General features: G+C 34.9%; 18 protein-coding genes and 1 tRNA gene. 10 read left to right on the top strand and 9 right to left on the bottom strand.

Annotated features, from left to right (window positions below):
• Window positions 1–141 precede the first annotated feature (141 nt).
• From CHRYMOREF3P_RS04510 to CHRYMOREF3P_RS04530, 5 genes are all read right to left on the bottom strand, one after another.
• Complete coding sequence (locus CHRYMOREF3P_RS04510) at window positions 142–375, bottom strand: hypothetical protein (protein WP_139348523.1); 234 nt, start codon at window positions 373–375, stop codon at window positions 142–144.
• A 38-nt stretch (window positions 376–413) separates the two neighbouring features.
• A complete protein-coding gene (locus tag CHRYMOREF3P_RS04515; RefSeq protein WP_077416596.1) occupies window positions 414–1,430 on the bottom strand; it encodes a terpene synthase family protein in 1,017 nt (338 codons plus the stop codon).
• 100 nt (window positions 1,431–1,530) lie between these two features.
• Window positions 1,531–2,544, bottom strand: coding sequence for a terpene synthase family protein (locus tag CHRYMOREF3P_RS04520; RefSeq protein WP_149386117.1), 1,014 nt, complete (start codon window positions 2,542–2,544; stop codon window positions 1,531–1,533).
• A 495-nt stretch (window positions 2,545–3,039) separates the two neighbouring features.
• Complete coding sequence (locus CHRYMOREF3P_RS04525; protein WP_077416592.1) at window positions 3,040–4,749, bottom strand: hypothetical protein; 1,710 nt, start codon at window positions 4,747–4,749, stop codon at window positions 3,040–3,042.
• A gap of 7 nt (window positions 4,750–4,756) precedes the next feature.
• On the bottom strand, window positions 4,757–5,233 hold the full coding sequence (locus CHRYMOREF3P_RS04530; RefSeq protein ID WP_180563959.1) for a DUF5675 family protein: 477 nt from the start codon (window positions 5,231–5,233) through the stop codon (window positions 4,757–4,759).
• Window positions 5,234–5,731: 498 nt separating this feature from the next.
• Between CHRYMOREF3P_RS04530 and CHRYMOREF3P_RS04535 the strand changes: the two genes are divergently transcribed.
• The 8 genes from CHRYMOREF3P_RS04535 to CHRYMOREF3P_RS04570 all read left to right on the top strand — a co-directional run bounded on the left by CHRYMOREF3P_RS04535 (window position 5,732) and on the right by CHRYMOREF3P_RS04570 (window position 13,397).
• Complete coding sequence (locus CHRYMOREF3P_RS04535; RefSeq protein ID WP_175627242.1) at window positions 5,732–5,908, top strand: bacteriocin-like protein; 177 nt, start codon at window positions 5,732–5,734, stop codon at window positions 5,906–5,908.
• 421 nt (window positions 5,909–6,329) lie between these two features.
• Entirely contained in the window at window positions 6,330–7,160 is an 831-nt protein-coding gene (locus CHRYMOREF3P_RS04540; protein ID WP_077416586.1) for a helix-turn-helix domain-containing protein, read from the top strand.
• 55 nt (window positions 7,161–7,215) lie between these two features.
• Window positions 7,216–7,581, top strand: coding sequence for a hypothetical protein (locus CHRYMOREF3P_RS04545; protein WP_180563960.1), 366 nt, complete (start codon window positions 7,216–7,218; stop codon window positions 7,579–7,581).
• A 299-nt stretch (window positions 7,582–7,880) separates the two neighbouring features.
• Window positions 7,881–8,405 (top strand): hypothetical protein, encoded by a 525-nt coding sequence (locus CHRYMOREF3P_RS04550; protein WP_180563961.1) that lies wholly within the window; start codon window positions 7,881–7,883, stop codon window positions 8,403–8,405.
• An 84-nt stretch (window positions 8,406–8,489) separates the two neighbouring features.
• The gene (locus CHRYMOREF3P_RS04555) at window positions 8,490–9,293 is read left to right on the top strand and encodes a molecular chaperone (RefSeq protein ID WP_180563962.1); all 804 of its coding nucleotides are present in this window, start codon (window positions 8,490–8,492) and stop codon (window positions 9,291–9,293) included.
• On the top strand, window positions 9,286–10,311 hold the full coding sequence (locus CHRYMOREF3P_RS04560) for a hypothetical protein (protein ID WP_180563963.1): 1,026 nt from the start codon (window positions 9,286–9,288) through the stop codon (window positions 10,309–10,311). The genes CHRYMOREF3P_RS04555 and CHRYMOREF3P_RS04560 overlap by 8 nt, the downstream gene beginning before the upstream one ends.
• 6 nt (window positions 10,312–10,317) lie before the next feature.
• Entirely contained in the window at window positions 10,318–13,116 is a 2,799-nt protein-coding gene (locus CHRYMOREF3P_RS04565; protein ID WP_180563964.1) for a hypothetical protein, read from the top strand.
• Window positions 13,117–13,235: 119 nt separating this feature from the next.
• Entirely contained in the window at window positions 13,236–13,397 is a 162-nt protein-coding gene (locus CHRYMOREF3P_RS04570; protein ID WP_156118919.1) for a hypothetical protein, read from the top strand.
• A gap of 243 nt (window positions 13,398–13,640) precedes the next feature.
• On the opposite strand, the gene CHRYMOREF3P_RS04575 is transcribed toward CHRYMOREF3P_RS04570, so the two are convergent.
• Window positions 13,641–13,712, bottom strand: a tRNA-Arg gene (locus CHRYMOREF3P_RS04575).
• Between the two features lie 283 nt (window positions 13,713–13,995).
• Between CHRYMOREF3P_RS04575 and CHRYMOREF3P_RS04580 the strand changes: the two genes are divergently transcribed.
• Window positions 13,996–15,090 carry an alpha/beta hydrolase gene (locus CHRYMOREF3P_RS04580; RefSeq protein WP_077416574.1) on the top strand — a complete coding sequence of 365 codons (1,095 nt, stop codon included), beginning with the start codon at window positions 13,996–13,998 and terminating at the stop codon, window positions 15,088–15,090.
• A 58-nt stretch (window positions 15,091–15,148) separates the two neighbouring features.
• Here the strand turns inward: CHRYMOREF3P_RS04580 and CHRYMOREF3P_RS04585 are convergent, their stop codons facing one another.
• Genes CHRYMOREF3P_RS04585 through CHRYMOREF3P_RS04595 form a run of 3 tightly spaced genes read right to left on the bottom strand, consistent with a single transcriptional unit; the run spans window position 15,149 to window position 20,402 of the window.
• Window positions 15,149–16,909, bottom strand: coding sequence for a TonB-dependent receptor (locus CHRYMOREF3P_RS04585; protein WP_077418026.1), 1,761 nt, complete (start codon window positions 16,907–16,909; stop codon window positions 15,149–15,151).
• A 34-nt stretch (window positions 16,910–16,943) separates the two neighbouring features.
• Window positions 16,944–17,435, bottom strand: coding sequence for a hypothetical protein (locus CHRYMOREF3P_RS04590; RefSeq protein ID WP_077416572.1), 492 nt, complete (start codon window positions 17,433–17,435; stop codon window positions 16,944–16,946).
• Window positions 17,436–17,438: 3 nt separating this feature from the next.
• Window positions 17,439–20,402 carry a tetratricopeptide repeat protein gene (locus CHRYMOREF3P_RS04595; protein ID WP_180563965.1) on the bottom strand — a complete coding sequence of 988 codons (2,964 nt, stop codon included), beginning with the start codon at window positions 20,400–20,402 and terminating at the stop codon, window positions 17,439–17,441.
• Between the two features lie 257 nt (window positions 20,403–20,659).
• Here CHRYMOREF3P_RS04595 and CHRYMOREF3P_RS04600 point away from each other — a divergent pair, with 257 nt between their 5' ends.
• Window positions 20,660–22,900, top strand: coding sequence for a CocE/NonD family hydrolase (locus tag CHRYMOREF3P_RS04600; protein ID WP_180563966.1), 2,241 nt, complete (start codon window positions 20,660–20,662; stop codon window positions 22,898–22,900).
• The last annotated feature ends 81 nt before the right edge of the window (window positions 22,901–22,981 follow it).

A 22,981-nucleotide genomic window follows, 5' to 3' on the forward strand; every position in this document is an offset into this window, starting at 1 on the left:
AATTGTTCAGTTTTTATTGAAATTGGTTATGTCCTAATGTTTCTTTTAATTCGGAAGCACTTGGAAATTCTGTTTTGTTATAGCGGTCAAGCTTAGTGGATATATTTTTCCAGCCGCTCAATACCATACTCATAATAATCATCAAATAGAGTCAGCTCTTGCTATAAGTAATCTGTCTTTGGTACTAGCCGCCGGAAACAGGTAAGACGCGGCCTCTACGAGGCCGTGTTTCTTATATTTAGTCCTTGTGGCTTCGGACATAAACTGATAATCCGTATCAATCCAACGATTCTGTTCTTCATAGAATGATTGGAAAAACGGGCCTATTTCATAGGTCCAGGGATATTGTAAAACAGGAACATCTTGCTGTTTCATATCATTTAAAATTAGAAGATTAATTATTGAGTTGCACATTAAAAATGCTTAATTTCCACCCTTTCCAGTGTTTCACCTTTTCCGTTGGGTGGTACAGCAAATCCTCCCGGTTCATACCTTTTTGTCCCACTTTGATAGTACCAGTTATTTAATCCACTAATCATTTGCTTTATGTAATAAATAAATTCTTCTGTTTCTTTTTGATATGGGCTGAAATCCGGTAAATGGTTGGATAGCGTTACAAATTCATCTACAAGCTCGTCATGGATTCTCATTCCTTCCCTACAGGCTTCATCAAAAGACATTTTATTATGATACATCAGTAATTTGATAATATTGAACATTTCTGATTCTATCGCAAGTTCTTTTCCGATAGTTGCAAAATCGTTCTGTAAAGCAACAATAATTGACTGCAGCATAATTATGCGCTGGATAACAGTATGATTATAAATAAAATCAGGCAAAGCAAATCCCGTTGTTGGGCAAATCAAATCAACAAATGGAATCATACCTATTGAATTGGCACGAATTAAATGAAATAAAGGAATGGGAGGAATTTCCTTACTGATTTTATAAGGAGATTCTTCCATAATTCCATCAGTAACAAAATTATACTTATATTTTTTAGCCATTCGTTCAAGCCAGAAATCTGGCATTCCAAGTGCTATCCACTCTTTTCTATTGGCTTGCATCTGGCGGAATATTCCTATTTCGCCAGGTTTGGGGTCATCCCCCATCATAACTTCAAAAATCCGGTCTCTAAAACCTGCAATTTCTTTTATGGGTAAAAGTTCAGCATAATCATCAGTTACTGTCATATATATTGCAAAACGTGTAGCATGAAGAATTCTTTCTTTTTCAGCAGCACCGGGTACCATAAAAGGACCTACATCTATCAAACGCATTTTCCTATATCTTGCCATGGATTCTTTTGAAAGAAACTGATAATCCTGGTCATACCAGATAGTTTCTTCTTGGTCTAAAGTTCCTGCAAAAGGACTTCGAAGAGTTTCCCAAGGATACACCGGCTTTGGTACATTAAATTGTTTGTTCATAATATGTTGTTTTAATTTTAATAGAATAAAAATTACATTTTCAATAATCTCGTTTTTTTCAAATTGCAATATGTAATTGGAAATTTTGTCGATTTTGGTATTAAAATTGGCTCAGCCTTTCTTTCAATTCATTTGTCTGAGGAAACTCCATAGCATTATAACGGTCAAGCTTAGTGGATATATTTTTCCAGCCGCTCAATACCATACTCATATAGTGTACCCAATTGACCACAGCCTCGTGCCATATACCAAAGTCTGGAAGTGAAGCCTGCAGGGCTATAAACTCCTTAAGATCTTCATTATGGAGGCGCAGGTCTTCCAGGCAGGCTTCCTCTAACGAGATGCTGTGTTCATTCTGGATTACCTTCACAATATTATAATAGATACTGTCTGTCGCTTCATCTTTTACTACAGATTGAACTTCATTGAAAAAAGTTACCAGATGACAGGCAAGTGCCTGAAGACGGCGGATCACCGGATGATCATGAATTTCCGGCGGCAGGGTGATTCCTGTTTCAACTTCAGTAAGCTGCAGGAAAGGATACAGGCAGATGGAATCTTCCCTTAAGACAATGCATTCTGCCGTTGTAGGAAACATCTTATTCTTTTTGTATTCCTGTTCCTTCTTAAGCCCGCTAAAATACCTACTGATCATCTGTGTGAAACGATACATGGATTCTTTTGGAATAAACTGAAGTAATTCCTGTCTTAACGAAGCAAGCATAGAAGCTAAAGGTATTGTAGACTGAGAAACAGACATTTCACCATTCAATATAGCAATGGATTGAGCATGTACATCATCAATGTCATCAGGCTTACTTTCTTCATACAGATCATCATTGTAAAGTGTCCAGAGCATCAGTCTGCAGATAGGCCGGAAACGTTCAGCAGAAGCGGTAGGAAACCATTGGGCAGCGATGTGGGCCGTTTTGGTTTTTTTGTACTTCTTACGCAGATCAGGATTATTTTGATACAGCCACATGTATTCACCATCAATCCATTGATTTTCGGTGATTTCCTGCAATTGATCCGCATGGGGATTTTTTAAGGTTGGGAACGGATACCTGAACTTTGTACGAAGAAGTTCAAGAGGGTTAAAATTTTCATTACTCATGATTATATGTTTTAATGGTTTTTATCTTTTATTGTATAATCGTTTTATTTAAATATATAGCTCTTTATAAAACAGCAGCTATGCTTTTAAAAACATATTACACTAATTACCAATAAGATACATTCATGAATGAAATAAATGTACAAATTAATTTTATTAAATAATACGGAATTTCACTATATTATTAAATATATTTATAATACTGAATAACAACAACTTACAGATCTTCAATGATGATAACTCAAATTTACACATCAGATTATCAACAAATTAACACTTCAAAAAGAGATAAATATTTAATATTTTACCTGTAATCAAATAATTAATATAATTATATTATGATTGATTTTATAAGATTGTTGAAAAAAAAAGTAATAATGGAAAAAGATACCAGATCTTAAAATATTCCAATGGGAGTATTCCACAAAAAAGAACTCCTGCTGAAAAATCTACAGGAGTCATTTAATGATTTTTGATATATACTAATCGTCCACCCTAATCAATTACCGGAAAAGACCCCAAAGTAAATTGTACGGTTTTTTCCTGATAAATATTCGGATTCATGGCATTGGGCACTACTAAAGTCAAATTAGTCCTCTCACCAGGCTCATAATTTTTTAAAGCATCTGAAAATGTTTGCGCATCATATACGGAATAAGAACCTACTTTTTTAACCAAAGTACCGGGCAGGATATTATTAAGATGTAAAGCTCCGCCTAAAGTTGTTGGACCTATCAGTACCCCTTTTACATTCTGCAAAACGGTATTATATCCGTTAAAAATATACAGCTGTACATCCCATGGAATAACATCTATAACTCCTACAGAAGCTCTAAACTTCATATCCTCTTTGGCAATAACAGGTTGAGTAACCGCATGCTGGACCGATATGGTTTTCGTATGACTATAATCCTCCACCATCTTTGTCATTTCAGTACTGTTCAGCACCCTTTTAAAGGTGGTGTTACCACGGGCTTCATTATTCCCCCATCTTACTCCATTGGCTATAAATCCTATATAATCTTTTCTGCCAAGAGCGGCTACAGCTGCTTCGATATTAGGAGTTAGGTTAGGATCATTTTTTTGCAATGATTCTGCAAACTGCAAATGTAAATTCTGCAATTTCTCGTTTCCTTCCGCTTTTGCTTTTTCGGCTGCCTGAAAGTGATTTTTAATGGCTTCTTCCCGAGAGATATCAGGAAAGAATTTTTCTTCAAACTGATAAATCATATCATCATCCGCATCATACATTTCGATTCTTGTATTATTAATTTTTTCAGCATCATACTGACTGTCAACCTGCTGATTAAATGAAGACTTCATCGATTTCCTGCTGCTTCCTAAACCGAGAAAGGCCCATCCGCTTGATCTCTGGCTGACACTGCTCTTTTGAGCATCACTTAAAAATTGGTTAACAACTGTACTCCCATCTATATGCGCATTAATATAACTGTTTTTAGAATTCTTAAATTTATAGCTAACCGATATATCACCATTTCCGTTGGCCAGCAGATTCTTAACATATTCCGTAGGATTTTCAATACTTATATTTTTAAAGCTTTTATTTCCAACCAGAGTTCCTGAAATGCGCTTGCTGTAAACAACCTCCCCTCCTGCTTCCACAATGAATTCTACCTCAGTAGGTGAAATGATCTGGCTTTGAAAATTTGTATTATAATCATTAATCAACTGTTCCTGAGGAGCCAGCATGGTAGTTTCATACTGCTTGGCTAAGGAAAAGAAATGATTGGTCAATCCAGGATTAGTAATCAGGTAAGGTGTTAACACGGGCTGCCCGTTTGTATTTTTTAGAATTGGAGCATAAAAGGCTGCTATTGTCGTGCTTCTTATTGCAGCACAAATCGATGCTTTCTGGCTTTCATTGGGTAATGCCAGCTCCTGAGTTACCGGAATAATCAACGTCCGGATTTGATCAGAACTCTTGGATGTTTCATTTCCTTTATTGTCTATATATTTAATATTATTGATATCAAACTTAAGAATAGGCAATATAAAAACCTTAGCAACAGTACCCTTGGCAACATTTTCATAAAAGCCGTGGGTGTTGTAAAGCGCATATTTCCCTTTACTATCTATAGCTGCATAATTCTCGACTGAAAATTTGTTTGAATTTGGTGTCACTTGCGACCAAATAACTCCGGTATTGGCAAAAAGCAATACCATGATTACATAAAAATTTTTCATGATTAGTTTATTTAAAGGTTACTATAATGTTTTTATCAGGAGTACTGTTAGGATTTGAGGTTCCGTAAAAAGCATCTTTCAATTTACTGTATGCGAGTTTACTATTTCCTACAATACAGCTTTTAATATCTGTTTCCATTCCCACCAAAACACATCCTTTGATCTGCTTTGTATAGTTTCCCATATGAATTTGTACCCCATCTCTGTCTGGTACGTTTTCAAGCTGTATTCTCCATCCGTCATTTTTATCATATCTCAAAATGCCGTTATAGGATCCGGGAGGAATACAACTGATATTCTTTGTATTATTTTCCCATGGCAGTTCCAACGTATGGCAGATAACTTTTTTATCTGCAATGAGATATCCTAAGGTACAGGCCGCCGATGACAGTTTTCTTTCAATCACTATTTCAAAATTTCTTTGCCCAAAAAGGCTGCCTGAAAAAACAGCGGTTAATACAATTACAAGTAAAGTTGTTTTCATGATTTTATATTTTAAGATTGAGGATAAACCTGTATTAACGATATTGATTGATTTCATAGTAAAATTACATGTAAATCAACTGCCTGTCTATAGCACTTTTGTGTAATATTTCAGCTTCCGGATTTCTTTATACTATGCCGGATAATCCATTTATAATCATAAAATGAAATCAATAAAAATCATTTTTCAAGTAGCATTGAGTAGCTTTTTCAGAGGTTTCTAATAAGGAAGTAGATATTGAGTATTACAATCTAAAAGTTTAGGTATTTTCTATCAATATGAAAAAAATAGGCTGCATTACAATAAAGATTATCAGATTTTCATCCTACGACCATCCATACAGTAAACCCTTAAACGGCTTCACTTACATAAAAAACACCACCACTTATTAACCTCTCCTTTGCATTGAATATCTTATATCTCATTTTTGAACTATAAAATAAGCGGTATCCGAAAAGCTTTATATAAAAGAGTAGGAAAATAAAAACATTTTGTATTATGAAAAATCTAAAAAAACTTTCAAGAAATGAATTAAAAACAGTAACAGGAGCTGGAGCAATTGGCGGCCCATTTCCGTCAGTATGCATATACACTCATCAATGGTGTGAAAAAGTAAAAAAATGCATCCCAAAAACAATAGATTGTAGTCAAATTGAGATTCCCCAGCCCATTTAAAAATAAAAGTTCAACCAATTTTGCGGCAATCTTTTGGTGCATTTCAGAAAACTATAATAGAATAACTAAATAAAAAAAAATCCTGCAAATCAATGATTTCGCAGGATTTATCTGTTAATATTAAAGTCAGAAATTTCATAATCAATACAATAAATCAGTTTTAATAATGTTAAGATAAGGTATTCAATATACTTAAATGTAATTATAATTTATAAGCGAACTTTAGGGTAAGGAATCTGAAAGAAATCCTGATAACAGCCCGAATTTAATGATATTTTTATACATTTATATAAGTTCAACTCAAGCTTCAAAATAAGTACCCAAATATCCTAACTATGCCACATCGTTTGATATTTAAACTCATTTTAGCTTTATAATGTGCCTTTACATAACAAATTAATCATTTTATTGAAGCTTAACTATGTACGTTATTACAGACCAATTAAAGAATTTAGGATTTAGCATCAACACATTGAATAATATAATACAGAGAAATAATAATAAAAGAAGTTTTAATACACTCGAGTATTTCTGTATTTATATCATTATCGAAGATATCACATTAGAGATAGAAAACATTCCACATTCCGTAAAAGGCGGTCATATAGCATTTGTAGGTCCTCAAAAACAAATTGTATTTGGTGAAACTAAACGAGGTGAGATTTATGTGATTGCATTTTCCTCAAGTTTTTATGAAAGATCTGCAAAAGACAGCATGTTTATCAATTCAAGGCTTTTTTTCAATTATGATTCTGATGTTTTTATAGCACCTTTTGAAAATATTAAGGAAATGAACATTGTTTTTATGGGAAGGATGCACAACTTTCAGCATAAAGATGAAAGTCTATATGTTTCTGCAGCCCATAACGCTATTGAAAGATTAATTCTGGATGCATTTTTACATATCCCGGCAGAAACACTGAAAAAAGACATCAAATTTGATTATCTCCACTATGTCAATAGATTTAAAGTGCTTTTGCAGAGAGACTATAAAAAAGCTAAAAAGGTTTCCCACTATGCTAATGAACTCAATATCACTCCCAGAAAACTAACTGAAATGACCGAGTATGTTCTGGGAAAAACTGCCAAACACATTATTATTGAAAAACTTATTAATGAGTGTAAAAAATCCCTTAGTTTTTCAGGCTACAACATTTCTGAAATTGCTTATGATCTGGGATTCAGTGATGAAGGAAATTTCAGTAATTTTATTAAAAAACATACAGGAAAAAATCCCTCAGAAATGAAATAATGTAAAAATAATATTGTATTTTTGGATAAATAACAGATCAGTGAAAAATTAATATATGTTGAAAAGATATATTTTTTCAGTAATTTTCTTTTTTGTTTCCATGAGCATCTATGCGCAGACGGATAATGTTCAGGTGAATGTAAGACTTTATCCTACACAAATGCTGGCGCTTGGAGGTGACAGCGAAATGGCTGATGATACAGATGAAAGTATCCAGCCGGAAATAAGTTCTGTAATCATTTCAAGTCCGTCAGGCTTTCAGCTGGGAATTCAACAGGATGATAAGGACGAGTATAACCTCATCAAAAGTCAGGATGGAGTTATAGAAAAAAAATTCATGATAAATCAAAAAATAGATAAAATTATAAAACTGTTTAAAGATAAGTCTACTTCTATGATGTTAACTTTAATCTCTCAATAGGCCGTTCTATAGCTTATTTATCATGCAATAAATATTATTTTTTTTAATTTTCAACCATCCGTTTTTAGTAAATTGACAATAATGTAATATTTATTTAATAACATTAACAATATTTTTAATTTTTAATTAACTTAAATCCGCATATTTCTTTATAAAATACTTTTTTTCAGCAAGATTATTTCCAAAACCAAATTTACAAATCTTTAGTACTTTTTCACAAAATAAGTACCTATACCTCTTTCTACATTTGCACCTGAAAAAAACAAGAATTAATATACTATTAAAACTCCCGTTATTTTATGAAGAAATATATTGTAGCCTCCATGTCGCTATTTGGTTTTGTTGCATTCAAGGCTCAGCAAAATGTAACTTTAAATGTTAGATTAAAACCTATCCAAACGCTTATCGTTAATCCTTCTCAAAAAGTTGTTAACTTAGACTATAAAAACAAAGATGACTATGCAAACGGAGTATCTTCTGTAAATGCTGACCATTTAAGTATTTATAGTACAGGAGGTTTCCAGGTTAAAGTAAAAGGTGCCAATGCAGCATTGCAAAGTGGGGCAAAGAATATCCAGGCCAATACAATCCAGATTAAGGCCAGTGCCGGAACTGAAGTTCTTAACGGAGCTCAGTATGCACAGAATGTACAGCTTTCAGCTAATGACGCAATATTAGTAACATCCGCTAATGGTGGTGTAGACAAAAAGATTAACATTGAATATAAAGGTGCTGGAGCCAATGCTTATCTTGACAATTATATTGCAGGTCAGGATCCTACCGTTTATACAACAGAGTTGACATATACTATTATTTCTCAATAAGTATTTAAATATTATATAAACTACTATAGATAAAGTGTTACAAATTGTAGCACTTTATCTGTACTTTAATAGCAAAGTATAATAATGAACCGATCTTATATCTTCATTGTATTCTCTTTACTCCTTTTCTGTTCTCAACTCAAAGCTCAGACAGGTGTATCTGTGTCTCCTCCCAGACTTTATTTTGAATCTGATGCAGGAAAAAGCACTACCCAGAAAGTAACCGTAACCAATGTAAGTGCAAAAAATTCTTTGGATATGGCTGTCAGTTTAGGTGACTGGGAATATAATGAAACAGGAGAAAACAAAATGTCTCCGGCCAATACGCTGCCAACATCTTGCGCCAGCTGGATATCTATAAAAAATGAAGACACCTATTTTACCCTAGCTCCCGGGGAAAGAAAAGATATTGATGTAACCATAACTCCTCCCGGCACGTTGTCAGATCAGATGTTAGCCCATACTGCTGTTCTGTATGTGAGCCAGATGAATCCCGTGAATGATGTAGATAATAAAGGAGCCAATATAAAAGTAAGTATCCGTTCAGGAATTAAACTCTTTCATAAGTTAACTGCCAAAGCCAGTAAAAAAATTGAAATCCATAATCTTACCCTAGCTCAGTCAAAAAAAGACCTCACCATCTTGTTCGAAAATCAGGGTAATATATGGACAGATGGAAAAATACAAACAGAACTTGTCAATACAGAAAACGGCAATAAAGTTTCACTTGATCAGATTATTTTCTATACTATGCCCGGAAATAAAAGAGAAGTGAATATACCTCTTCCTTCAACCCTTTTAAAAGGAAAATATACTGCATCGGTAATGATTGATTATGGAGACAACAATAATCTGGAGCTGGCAGAGCTGAATTTTACGCATGAATAAAAAACTGTTTCTTATCCTGTTATTGATCTCCATGAGCTGCTTTTCACAAATTTCATACAGCTCGTGGGTAAACAGTTATCTGCAGATTAATTCTTATAACGGCAATACAAATCCGGATGCGTACACGCTTACCTTATCGGGTAATGGAAATATCAACATCCCTTATTGGAGGGTTTCGGTAAGGTTGAAACAGCCTATCACGTCCAATAATGGAAATTATATTTTACCTGCGAATAAAATTTCTTTTCAGCCGGTTTCATTCTCAGGAAAGGCCTACCCTAACCCTGTTCCGTCTATCCCGCAAATTGGCATGCCGCTTAATGTGATTTTGAAAGAAGGGCAAGAAGTTTTCTTAATTCCCCAGTCAAATGCAGCATTATTTAATCAGCCCGCACAACCGAATGGTTATTATAGCCTTCAGATTAAATACAGCATGAATCTGGCAGGAGGAACCTATCTGGGAGCATATCCTGCCTGGATTACTTTTACAGCGCCATTACAGTTTACTGCTTATGATCAATACAACAATATTATTGGTACTATGGATCATAATTTTCAATTTCAGATTGGCACGCTTTCAGGAACTCCTACGGATATTCCGGAGATGTCTATGAAGTTTGGAGCTGCCGCCATGAACGGCACTCTTGAATTTAAAAATATACAGGATTACGTAAATGGGGCTAATGTAACGTATTCTAATGCACTTATTGTAAAAAGCAATACGAAGTATCAGATCAAATTAAAATCCCTTCAGACTCAGTTCAGTTCATCTGCCGGTAACTTCCTGCCTCTTGATGCAGTACAGCTTAATCTGATTCCTATTTCAGGCAACATGGGAACTGTATATACTGTTTTGCTGAGTACGGCGCCCCAAATTATCGCAGCTGGTAGTTCTACACAGAATACTGAGGTTTATTATGACATGAAGTATTCTACTAAACCTAATGATCAAAGATTTATCAATGCCAAAGCAGAAGATTATACGACAACCCTACAATTCGAGATTACTCCTCAATAATTTATAATGCTTCATAACAGGCTGTTCAGGAAAATAATACTTTTTATTGTGATCCCGTTTTCCATTTGGATTTCGGCTCAAACTGGTACAGCTATAAGCATGGAGATCCGTAATGAGCCCAATCAGGCTAATCCTAACATTATAGAAATCCTGCTCGTTTTGAAAAACAATGAAAGCAAACATTTCAAAGGCAAGGTTGAAGTCAGGACTCCCAAAGGTTTCAGAACAATATCTGACAGCAATTCAGAGATAGAACTGAATCCTGGCCAGAATCTGTTTATTCCCATCAAAATACTGACCAGCAACACTATCATCTCCGGTAAAGCAGATCTCACATTCACCATTACTGATGAAAAAAATCAAGAGGTTGTAAAAAAGAGCCTTTCCTATGTGGTGATGGAGAATAACAACATGAAGATAACAGCTGAAAATCCTGTTGTCTACATGGGAACTTATAAAGATTCTCTGGAAGTCCGGGCAAGGGTTTCCAATTTAGGAAACAAAAGACAACATGTTACCCTTGTATTTAAAATTCCTGAAGCTGCCCAGAAGAACCTTTTTATTGAAAAAAAAGGAACTATCGACGTGCAAAAAGATTCTGTATTTGTTTTTCGGTTTCTGCCTTCCGGAAATCTGCTTAAGAGCCCTCAGTTTACCATTAATATTGCAGGTTTCAGAGAACCGGACAAGGAAATTTTTGGTAACACTTCTATATCGGTACAAAACGTTTCTTCTACCCAGCGTTATCAGGATATGGAGTTCGATATATTTTCAAATTACAGCAAAAACACCATCACTGCGAGTTATAGACGTGTTGGCAACACTACAGATATGTATCAGCTGATGGGGTCAGGCGGCTTTAATCTTCCTTCAGGTTATATGTTTATCCGCGGTAATATTTATACGCTGAACAATCAAAGAGATCCTGTTGTAAGCAATACCTATATATCTTATCATAAAGAGCAAAGTGAATTCACTTTAGGGAATATCAGTAAAATTATGGAAGTCTCCTTATTTGGAAGAGGTGCAGAATATGCTTATACTTCTTCAGATAAAGACAAGAAAATAGAAGTAGGTTTTGTAGATCAGAGTTTCAGTCTTATTGAAAGAAATTCTTTTCTGAAATACGGATACGGTTTTTATGCCAGAGGAATAATGGGCGCTCAAAATGCATCGAAAAATTTCTCAGCAACCTATATTTTTAAAAATGACCCTCATGAAAAAGCGAATCATCATGTCTTAGGTACAGATATTCAGTATTCTTTCAATAAAGAATGGAAAATGAATTCCAAAATATACAGTGGTTTAAGTTATTATGAAAATACGCATCTTACCCAGCCTTCTCTGGCTTTGGAAACACAGTATTCAGGAAGTATCAAAAAAGTTAATCTGAATGGAAACTATTTCTACAGCAGTGACTATTATCCTGGAAACAGAAGAGGAATGCTGCAAATACAGCAGAATTTTTCAACCCCCATTTTTGAAAACCACTATTTGTATGCGAATGCGATGATCTCTAACTTTTCACCAAAATTTCACTCTTACAACAATGATTTTAAATCAAATACCATAAGAGGAGATATTGGAATCAATTTCGCGAAAAGGAAAAATTCCGGATTTGCTGTGGGCATGCAATATCAGGAGGAAAGCTCTAACAGCTACAATAATTTTTTTGATACTTCAGGAAATCAGGAACTGCAAACACTGAAAGCACTTAGAATCATTCAGAATACAACATGGATAAGCAATAATAGACAACACTCTTCATTACTTGCACTGGAAGCAGGGTCAGTCCAGTATCCCGATGGCCACAATGCAGAATATCAGATGAAAATCACTGGTAATTACAGTTATAAATGGTTCAATATAAACGGAATATATCAGCATGGCAGCTATTACCTTTCCGAATTTGCTTCATCCAGAAATTTCAATGAGGACATCATGTATAAGAAATTTTCAGTATCCGCTTTTGTCAATAAAAACCTGTTTAGCAAAAAGCTAAATATTACTTCAGGATTATCCTATACTGATGATATTTTATATGGTAAGTCTCCTTCGGGATTTGTTAACCTGAAATATACAAAAGAAAAATATGGAGTATTCCTGAATTCTTCCTGGTTTAATTATTCTTCCAACAATTTCAGCAATAATTTTTTTACTATTGAAGCAGGTGTCACCCTGAACCTTCAACCTAACAGACTTATCGCCAGCAAAAAAGGAGAAATAGCTGCATTTGTATTTTATGATAATAATAATAACAGTGTCTATGATGAAGGTGACCAAAGTGCTGAAAATTATATTATTATGATCAATAATATCTCTTTCAAAACAAATCATGATGGTAAAATTGCGTACAAAGCTATTCCATATGGTCAGTATATGCTGAAACAGGTGATCCAGCAAGGATGGTATTATAATGAACTGGAATTTGAAGTAAAAAAAAGCAGCTATTCTCTTCAAGTTCCGCTCCATCAAAATGGAACAATGCTGGGAAAAATCACTTATGAATTTGACCCTAAAAAAGCATTGGAATTTGAACCTAAAACTGCAGGAATTATTTTCAGCATCTATGATAAAGATAAGTTTATACAGCGTGTGGTTACAGATGACAATGGCGAAATCGGCTCTTTCCTGGGGTCTGGAAATTACAGAATAGAACTTGTGGAAAGTTCGTTACCCGCAAACACCTATTGTGAGAAAATAAACCGCCACTTTACAGTTCAAGCAGGGAAAATAATAAACCTTGAACCCTTTATCATCAAAGTATCAGAGAAAAGGATACACGTCAAGAAATTTGGAAATTAGACGAAGAAAGGCCTTTTAATTGTAAAATATATTGATTAGAAACTTAACATAAAAAAATAAGTGTTTCATAATCTCCATTAAATTATTTGTTTTTATAAAAAAAATCACTATATTGATATATGAAAAAAAATGATCTTCAGGACAATATAACACACGCAGGTAAGGTTAATGAGAGAACTAAAGCCTTAGAAATCCTTGAAAAAGCAAAGAAAACACAGGGAAAAATTACATTTCTGCGACAAGGCGTAGGAAGAAATTTTAAACCTAAAAACGAGGAATAAGATAAGACCAAATCATTAGGGAAGCCATTTTAATTTCCCGCAGTGTACGGATTTCATATTTTAATTTAACATTTATCAGATATTACAAAAATCTTCTCAAAGAGAGGGTTTGGTATACATATGTTCTCATATTTTTATTCCCCCATTAACTAATCATAAAAGCTCCGGATATCGGGGCTATATTTTTGCTAAAAATCTATATTTGTGTGTGTAAACAAAAAAGCTCCTAAAAAAGGAGCTTAGTGACCGCAGAAGGATTCGAACCCTCACTGTCGGAGCCGAAATCCGAAGTTCTATCCATTAAACTATGCAGCCGTGTTCATAAAACAATACGTAATGAGTAATCTCAAAATACCATTGTCATGATTTCGACTGCGAAAATACTGATTTTTTTACAATTTATAAAGTCTGCAAAAGTTTAATTACAAAATCATTGATAAGGTAGATTATCTTTTTGCAGCAGGATCAATGGGGAATATTATGAAGAAAAAGAGCAAACATTTAAAGTTCAGATGTTTAAAAAATAAAATATGTAACATTCAAAATAAACTTCAGACTCATATCATAAATATAAAGCACATTTCAAAGATCAAAAATTATGAGAATTAAAATATTATCAGCCTTTCTGTTTTTCTGGACAGCTGTATTTTTTGCACAGAATACCCCATCCAATGATGAGTATACCAAAGCTAAAGAAATCATTAAAGATCTCGACTCCATTGTTTCCCCCAATGGGATTCAGGAAAGTTATCCTGTTACCATAGGAAGTATAAAACAGCAGGTATATGTAAGAGGACAGAATAAAGAAAATCCAATTATACTGTTTGTTCACGGAGGGCCCGCCTCTCCTGTAGCTCCGGTTATGTGGATGTTTCAAAGACCCATTGAAGAGTATTTTACAGTCGTTAATTATGATCAGAGAGCTGCAGGAAAAACCTATGCTATTAATGATACCGTTAATTTGGGAAAAACCATACATATTGACCAATATGTAAAAGATGTGATTCAGCTAACGGAATATATTCAGAAAAAATACAATAAGAAAAAAGTGATATTGATGGGCCACAGCTGGGGAACGATTGTTTCCATGAATGCTGCCTTAAAAAGACCTGATCTCTTCTATTCCTATGTTGGAATAGGTCAGATTATCAATACCAAAGATAATGAGCGTTTAAGCGTAGAGTTTGCTTTAAAAGAAGCAACCCGTTTAAAAAATGAAACTGCCATAAAAGAATTGAAATCCATTGCACCCTATCCCGGAAATCAGGCGATTACACGGGAGAGAATTATTATTGCAAGGAAATGGCCGCAATATTATGGTGGTTTAACGGCTTTCAGGAATAATTCAAGGTATTATTTCCAGGCCCCTCTGCTCTTCTCAGAATATTCTGAAAAAGATCTTGATGCCCTTGGCGGCGGAAGTCTTTTTACATTGAAAAAACTTTTACCAGAGTTTTTGAATGTTGATTTCAAAACCGTAAAAAATTTCCCTATTCCCGTTTTCATGTTCATGGGACGCCACGATTATACAACCCCTTCTGAACCCACCAATGCATGGTTACAAAATGTAAAAGCTCCTGTAAAAAAAGGAATCTGGTTTGAAAATTCAGCACATTTAATTCCTTGGGAAGAACCCGGAAAAATGCTGGTTACCTTATTGAATGACGTCTTACCAACTGCTAAAGACAAGTAATAAAAAAACCTTACATCCTGAAATGTAAGGTTTTTGTTTTATTGAAATATCTTAAAGTTTAGAATGTAATTTTCACTCCTCCTAAAATCTGTGCACCCAGGACTTTATAGCCTTTGTACGTCTGGTATTTTGAGCTCAGAAGGTTATTTCCGAGTGCGAAAACGCTGAAGTTTTTGTGAATTTTATACTCTGCAGAAAGATTTAAATCAGCATAACCACCCACTTTATCGTTTGTATTCTCCGTAGACTGGTAGATTACCGGAGATCCCACTCCTTCAATGGCAAAAGAGTTTGTCGTTCTGTCACTTGCAAAGATTCCTTTAAATCCTAACAATAGTTTTTTGTCAAGCATCGTATATTTTGCCCCGATGCTCGCATTGAACAATGGAACGTTATAAATATTGTCGTAATTCTTAAGATCATACTTTGTAAATCTTAATTCTCCATCTAAAATCAGGTTTGCTAATGGGAAATACTGCACGCTCCCTTTGATATCGCTTACATTTCCATCATCATAGACCGCAGAGAATGTATTGGCAAAGTTATAGGCAGAACGTTCAACAGAGGTATTATCAAAAAGACCATTGCCCTTAAAGAACATAATATCTCTCATCTTTCCATACCCTGCAGAGAAGTCGTATTTCAGCGTTTCGTCAATGTCTCCTCTCAATCCTACATAAAAGTGATATTTGGTCTCTGTAGGCTTTAAAAACTGATCAGAAAGGATGAATGGATTCGTCTGTAACATATCTCCGTAAGTATTCAGTTTCAGGCCTCCGTCTACCCCACCATAGAATTTAAATTCTTTGGCTGCAGCAAACTGAAACTCTGCCTGCGGGAACCAATAGGTCTTATTATTTTTTTGCTGTTCCAGCTGATCATTAGAGTTTTTAGCATTCAGGAAAGAGAATGATGAACCTAACATTAAATAGGAATCACCTTTTCTGAACGTCACTTTCGGAGTCAGGCTGGTATTGAAGAAATTGGAAGAGTTTTTATCTCTGATGGCAAAATCAGTCTTCACCGCATCCAATCCTACTCCAAGATCAGCATTCAGATTGATTCCTGATTTTCCTAATTCTACCGCATGCTTGGAAAAGTTGGCAAGAATGGAAACCTGGTTTTCCTGAGTATCAAAATGATCTTTAAGGAATGATGATTTTACCCTTACATCATTTAAGATTTCATTGGAATAAAAGTCATAATATCCGTTTACTTTAAACTGATTTACTTTTTGCTTCAGATCAAGCTCACCAGTCGGCTGCATCGCATAGATCCCGTAATAATTATAGTTGTCTAAACCATATTCAGCATTGATATTGAATTTTCCTTTTTCTCCGTAAGAGTTCAGGAAAGCACCAATATTAGCAGAAGTCTGTCCGGATTTCCAGTCATACTCTTTTTTAAGACCATTAGTAGAAAGAACGTGAACATCCGCTCCCACTTCAAATTTATTTTCAAGGGTCTTGGAGATGTTTCCATCTACTAAGATTTTACCGTAATTACCCATTCCGAACTGGAAATAATTATTTTGAGCCGTTCCGTCAAATTTCGGAGCAACATCCTCACCCTGAATCGTTGAAGTTTTGAAATCAGAAACAGCAGGAACATCCGTGATGGTATATTTCACAGGAGTCTGCGATTTCTCTTCCGGCGGATAGTTTTTAATGGTTTCCACAGAAGTCTTCTTCTTCTCGATCTTCTTCACTTCCGGCTCTCTTTTTTTGTTAAGAACCAGTTTTTCCTCCTTGATCTGGGAAAACGCCACTGACGAAATTCCTAAAAATAATATGGATAATATTTGAATCTTCTTGTTCATATTTTCTTTATTTGAAAAAAATATATAACGGGTTTTACTTATTGGAAGCAATATAATTGCCTAATAAAGCTTTCCCTGACTGTTTTGAAAAAGTTCTCCCTAGTCTGAATATATTAAACAGCCAAAGGCTTTGATAAACTTGTAATTTGTATTGATAATTTTTCGTTGTACTGTTCTCAGCTACATCATAACTGTAAGAAATATCATACGGAAATCCTGAAGGCAATAACCCGACTGTAAGCATACTCCCAATCATAGGATTTCCACATGGAGGAGTACGGGTAAGCATCGGATGCAGTGTTATTTTAGCTGTATGGGTACTGTCTTCTACAATTTCATAAATATCTGAATGTTTTAAAATCTCAAATTCATTCTTAAGCTCTTTGTTCACTACAAAAGCCTTTTGCTTCGGAAAGTCAGTTTTTGCGCGATTATACTCTTTAGGATATGCACTGTACGATGGAATGCAGCTCCAGAGTGAAGCCGAAACTAAGAAAGAATAAATAGCAATTTTAAAAACCTTCATGTCCTATTTCTTAATCTGTTTTTTAACTTCTTTTGCTTCTGCAACAATTTCAGGGAAATCCTTATAGTTCGCAATGATCTGATCACATGTATAACTTGCCTGGTAGTTATCCTTCAGGCCGATATAGTTTTTCGCCATCAATACCAAAGCTTTTGCTCCCCAGAATTCTTCTGATGCATAGTTATTGGCAAGCTTAAAGATCGTCTCATTAGAAGATTTGAACGCTTTCCCTTTGTTCTGATAATAGGCTTTTGCATATAAAGCTTCTGCAGCTACTGAAGTGTTGGATGATTTTTCAAGAGAAACATACGCAGACTGTGCATCTTTATCTTTTCCTGAGTTCATCAGACTTCTTGCTTTAATCACTTTCGCAGTTTCAATAACAGCTGCCGAGTTTTTAGAATTAGCAATTACGGCATTGGCTAATTTTTCAGCTTCAGAGAAATTATTTTCTTCTGCATACAGCTTCATCAGCTCAACATTTGCATAATTTTTAATGCTGATATTGGAAGAGTTTTTAATTCCCTCAAGGTACTTTTTCGCTTCTGCAGTATTCCCTTGTGCAATAAAGATTTGAGCTAAACGAGTTTGTGCATCATCCTGGTAATCATTCTGAATTCCAGCAACTTCCTGAAGCACAAGTAAAGCTTTAGTTGAATTATTAGTTTGGTAATAACTTTCCCCCAATTCATACTTCGCCTGGTACAATCCTTCCCCTGTTGGGTTCTGAGTCAGATACTTTTCGTAATAAGAAATTGCATTCTTATAATCTTTCTTCGCAAACAATTGTTTACCTGTTGACAGATTGATCTCATCAATTTCTGCAGCATCTACATTGACACCAATATTTCTTGCGAAGGCTTCATAACCTGAAACATCTCCGTTTTTCGTGAAGACAGGTTTCGCCGCCTGAACAACTTTCTGGGCATATGCTGTATTTTTATACTGCTCACCCAAAGATTTCAGCTCAGAAAGTGCTTTATCATTCTGGTTCTGATCAATATAATTCTGTGCTCTGTAGATTGAAGCATTAGCAATTAAATCTTTATCAGCAGATCCTTTAATCACTTTTCCGAAATAATCATTGGAGTTTGTAAAATCATCCTGAGCAGCATAGGCTGTTCCTATTTCGTATTGAGCATCATCGTAATATTCAGAATCCGGATATTTTGATAAAAGGTTTTTAAGGTTGGTAATTTTCGCCTGAGTATCTCCTTTGAATCCTAAAGCCATTGCTTTTTGGTACAAAGTATAATCCGTTGCATCTTCATTTTTATCATAGATGGCAATCGCTTCATTCAGATCATTATTGGCATAATGAATATCTGCCAGACGAAGTTCTGCATCATTTTTGAATTCCGGCTTCGGATTGGTAAGATATTGTTTGAAATAAGCAGCGGCCTGATCAAATTTCTTGGATTTAAAATAAGCATATCCTAAATCATAAGGAAGCTGTTGTTTTTCAGGGAAGTTTTCGTTCAGAAGCTTTTCATAACGAACAATGGCAGACGGATAATTTCCTTTCTGGTAATACACCTGTGCCAGCCAATATAAAGCTCTGCTGTTAAATTCTTTATTAAGATTGAAACCAAGGCTTCTTAAGAAATACTTTTCAGCCTCGTCATAGTTTCCTTTGTTGAATTCTTCAGTCCCCAATAAATAAGAAACCTCCTGGTCTACTTTATTGATCTCAGGAGTTGAACTCTGTAATCTGTCAATAGCGTTCAGAGTTTCTTTATAGTTTCCGGAATACAGATATGATTTTACCAATAATGATCTCATTTCTGAATCATTAGCTCCATTCTGATTGTCATTGATATAACTTTGGATTACCGCAGAAGGACTTTCAAACGGGTTTCCGATATCGTAACTTAATTTAGCATATTGCTCATGAGCCAGCTTTTTCACTTTTGCATCATAATCCATCTGATAAGAAGAACGGAATGCAGAAAGAGCTTCCTGTTTTTTGTCTACTGCCAGATAAGCATTTCCCAACTGGTAGTAAGCATTCTGTGCCAGGGCTGAATTGCTGTTCAGAAGCTGGTTGTAATAAGAAACTGCCTCATCATATTTTTTTAGCTGTGCAGCTACAAATCCCATCTCATACAAATCGTTTTCAGACGGATTCTGCTGTACACTCAGATAATCTTTCAAATGTGGATAAGCAGACGTATAATCATTCTTCATGAAATAACTCTCCCCGATAATCTTATGAACTTCTGCTTTATAAGAATCAGAAATATTTTCGTTCAACAAAGCATTTCCTTCCGTAATTGCCTGATCGTAGTTCTTATCATTGTAATACATCTGTACATAATAAGGACGTACCAGCTTTGAGAACTTATCCTGATCTTTTATAGAATCAAAATACTGGAAAGCTTTATCATTTTGTCTGTTGCTGTAATATAAATGCCCCAACATATAAGCGATTTCTCCTTTTTGAGACTGATCAGCTGTTTTATAAGCTTCCTCCAGGGCATCGATAGCTCCTTTAGAATCACCTGTCATAAATTTCGCATACCCAAGCTTCAGAATATACTGTGTATTCTCTTCTTTTGAAAGCTGATACTGGTTTACTTTTTTCAAAGTCTCCAAAGCTTTATCAAAATCTTTTTTTGCCAAGTAGTAATCTGCCAATGGAAGATTAGCCTGTGCAAAATAAGCAGAATTCGGATATTCTTTCATGAAAGCGGTTAATCCTTCTTCAGCATGATTTTTCTGAAGAATCACGCCAATCACATTATCAAAAAACTGCGCAGCTTCTTTTTTCGAACGAGACAAGTTCTGATTGTAGAAATATTGTCTTGCATATTCGTATTGAGAAGCGTTGTATATTTTGGTCTGATAAAGATTTTCGGCTAGATTAAACCTGTAATTTTCTTTCTGGGTAAAATATTGGGACTGCTGAGCATCGGAGATTCCGAAATAAGCTACTGCAGCCGCTAAAAGTATTTTTTTTGATTTCATTCTTCTTGATATAAGAAAATTAGTCTAAATAAGTTAACGAAAATATTAAAAACTTATTGTTTAAGCAAGTTTTAACAGATTTATTAGGTTTAAATAGCAATTTAGCAATGATGAAAAATTTCTCACCATTCAATGATAAAATTTACTACTTTCGTCTGATAAAATGTAAACAATTTTAATAATAAGTTATCAAAAACATATTTTAAGTTGATACTTTTTCAACAGCAGCTAAAAACATACCATAAACACACTATCACATGAAATTTAAGATACTTTTAGCATTAATTTTTGTAAACCTGCTGCAGGCACAAAAATTTCAGTTTCCAAAGACAGCTGTAACAGACTCTCTTATATTGGAAAAACAGATGCCAGGACTTGCTCTGCAAGTGATCCCCCAACTTCAGTCTGCAAAGTACAAACCGGAAAACAAAATCGACCTTCTGGACAATCTTTTCCGTTTACAAATGGTAGCTCAGGATTATAAAAATTCGTTGGCTTCTCTGTCAGAAAACCGTAATCTCTTTGCCGATCATCATATGGGAGACTATAGATTGATGGGCTTTGAATTGTACAGCATGGCTAAACTGGCACAAAAAGAAAGCAGCCTCTCTTTTTCTGATGCGCTTCAGAAGGTATTTAATCAAAAATACGAAAGCATTCCGGAAAAACTGATTCCCAGATTACCTCTTGCGGTTGACGGCAATGTGAAAGAATCCAGAAAACAAATGAATCAAATACTGGACGCGCAAAAGAACAAAGATAGTATTGATTACAAAACTGCTCTCTCACTATGCAAAAGTTATCTCAACTATAAAACATATTCAAGTATCAAACCTCAGGTGATGAAATTGCTGGCTTCAAAGGATAAGGAAAGATTCATTATTGAAACCAGAGATCTTAAGATAAAAACCGGGAATACCTTAACGATTACCATTGTCAGAAAAAAGGAAAACACTTCCCCACTTCCTGTTATACTTACCAATAATATTTATGCGGGTCCGTTTGATGAATTTTTTGGAAAGAGAGCGGCTACTTATAATTACGTAGGAGTTGTTGTCAATACCCGCGGCAAGAGAAACAGTAAGGATATAAATGATCCTTTTGAGCATGAGTCGGAAGATGTCTATGAGGTAATAGACTGGATAAGCAGACAGCCATGGTGCAACGGAAAAGTAGGAATGATTGGTGGAAGCTATTTAGGTTTCAGCCAGTGGGCAGCTGTTAAAAAACTGCATCCTGCATTAAAGACGATTGTACCGCAGGTTGCAGTAGGAATCGGGATAGACTATCCGGCACAAAATAATATATTTATGAGCTATATGCTGCAGTGGATACAGTATGTTACCAACAATAAACTTACTGATGAAGTAGACTTTAGCAATTTCGCAAAATGGAATTTAATCAATACAGAATGGTATAAAAGTGGAAAATCATTCAGGTCTTTGGACACGATAAGCGGGAAACCCAGCAAAATCTTTCAACGGTGGCTGGATCATCCGGGGTATGACCAGTACTGGCAGAAAATGGTTCCTTACAAAGAGGATTTCTCTAAAATCAACATTCCAATTCTGACAACAACCGGATATTATGATGATGATCAGATAGGCGCGCTGTATTATTTTAAAAAGCATCATCAATACAATAAAAATGCAGACCATTATCTGGTAATAGGTCCCTATAATCATGGAGGAGCACAGAGTTTCGGCTTTACTTATGTGAATGGCAGTCCTATTGATCCGGCAGCCAGAATAAGTATCGATGACCTTGCATTTTCATGGTTTGATTATATTCTTAAAGGAGGCAAAAAACCGGAAATTTTAAAAGACAGAATTAACTTTCAGGTGATGAATACCAATACGTGGAAACATGTTTCTGATCTTGACAAAATGCATACTTCCACTGTTAAATTCTATCTTCAGGACAAGAAAAACACCTCATCTGTGTTTAATAAACCGGATACCCAAAATTTCACAAAACAAATTGTTGATTTTAAAAACAGGGATCAGAAAGACATTTACTACAAAGTCAGTAAAAAAGACAGTATAAAAATGACTACTTCAATTGCTTTTGAAAGTGAAATATTGGATAAGGATATGATCATCAGCGGAAACCTTTCAGGATTCTTCAATGTTTCCATCAATAAAAAAGACTTTGATACTGACACCTATCTGTACCAGATTCAGCCGGACGGAAAATCATCTTTATTATCAACTCATATTGTGAGAGCCAGCTATGCAAAGAACAATGAAATAAGACAGCTTCTTGAACCCAATAAAATGGAGCAGGTTCCCATTAATAACTCGTATTTCATGAGTAGAAAAATAGAAAGAGGAAGTAAACTCCTATTATTGGTGGGGGTGAATAAAAACCCTAACTGGCAGATCAATTATGGGACAGGCAAGGATGTAAGTGACGAAACGATAAAAGATTCTGGGGAACCTCTGGAGGTAAAATGGTATAATGACAGCTATGTGGAAATACCTGTTTATAAGGATTAAAACCTTTTGTTTGAGCATTTTTACCTAAATGTTCTTAACAACTGTTAACATCAAAATAAAAAATCATTACATTTGCTTTTT

It is taken from the genome of Chryseobacterium sp. JV274, assembly GCF_903969135.1.
Lineage (GTDB): Bacteria > Bacteroidota > Bacteroidia > Flavobacteriales > Weeksellaceae > Chryseobacterium.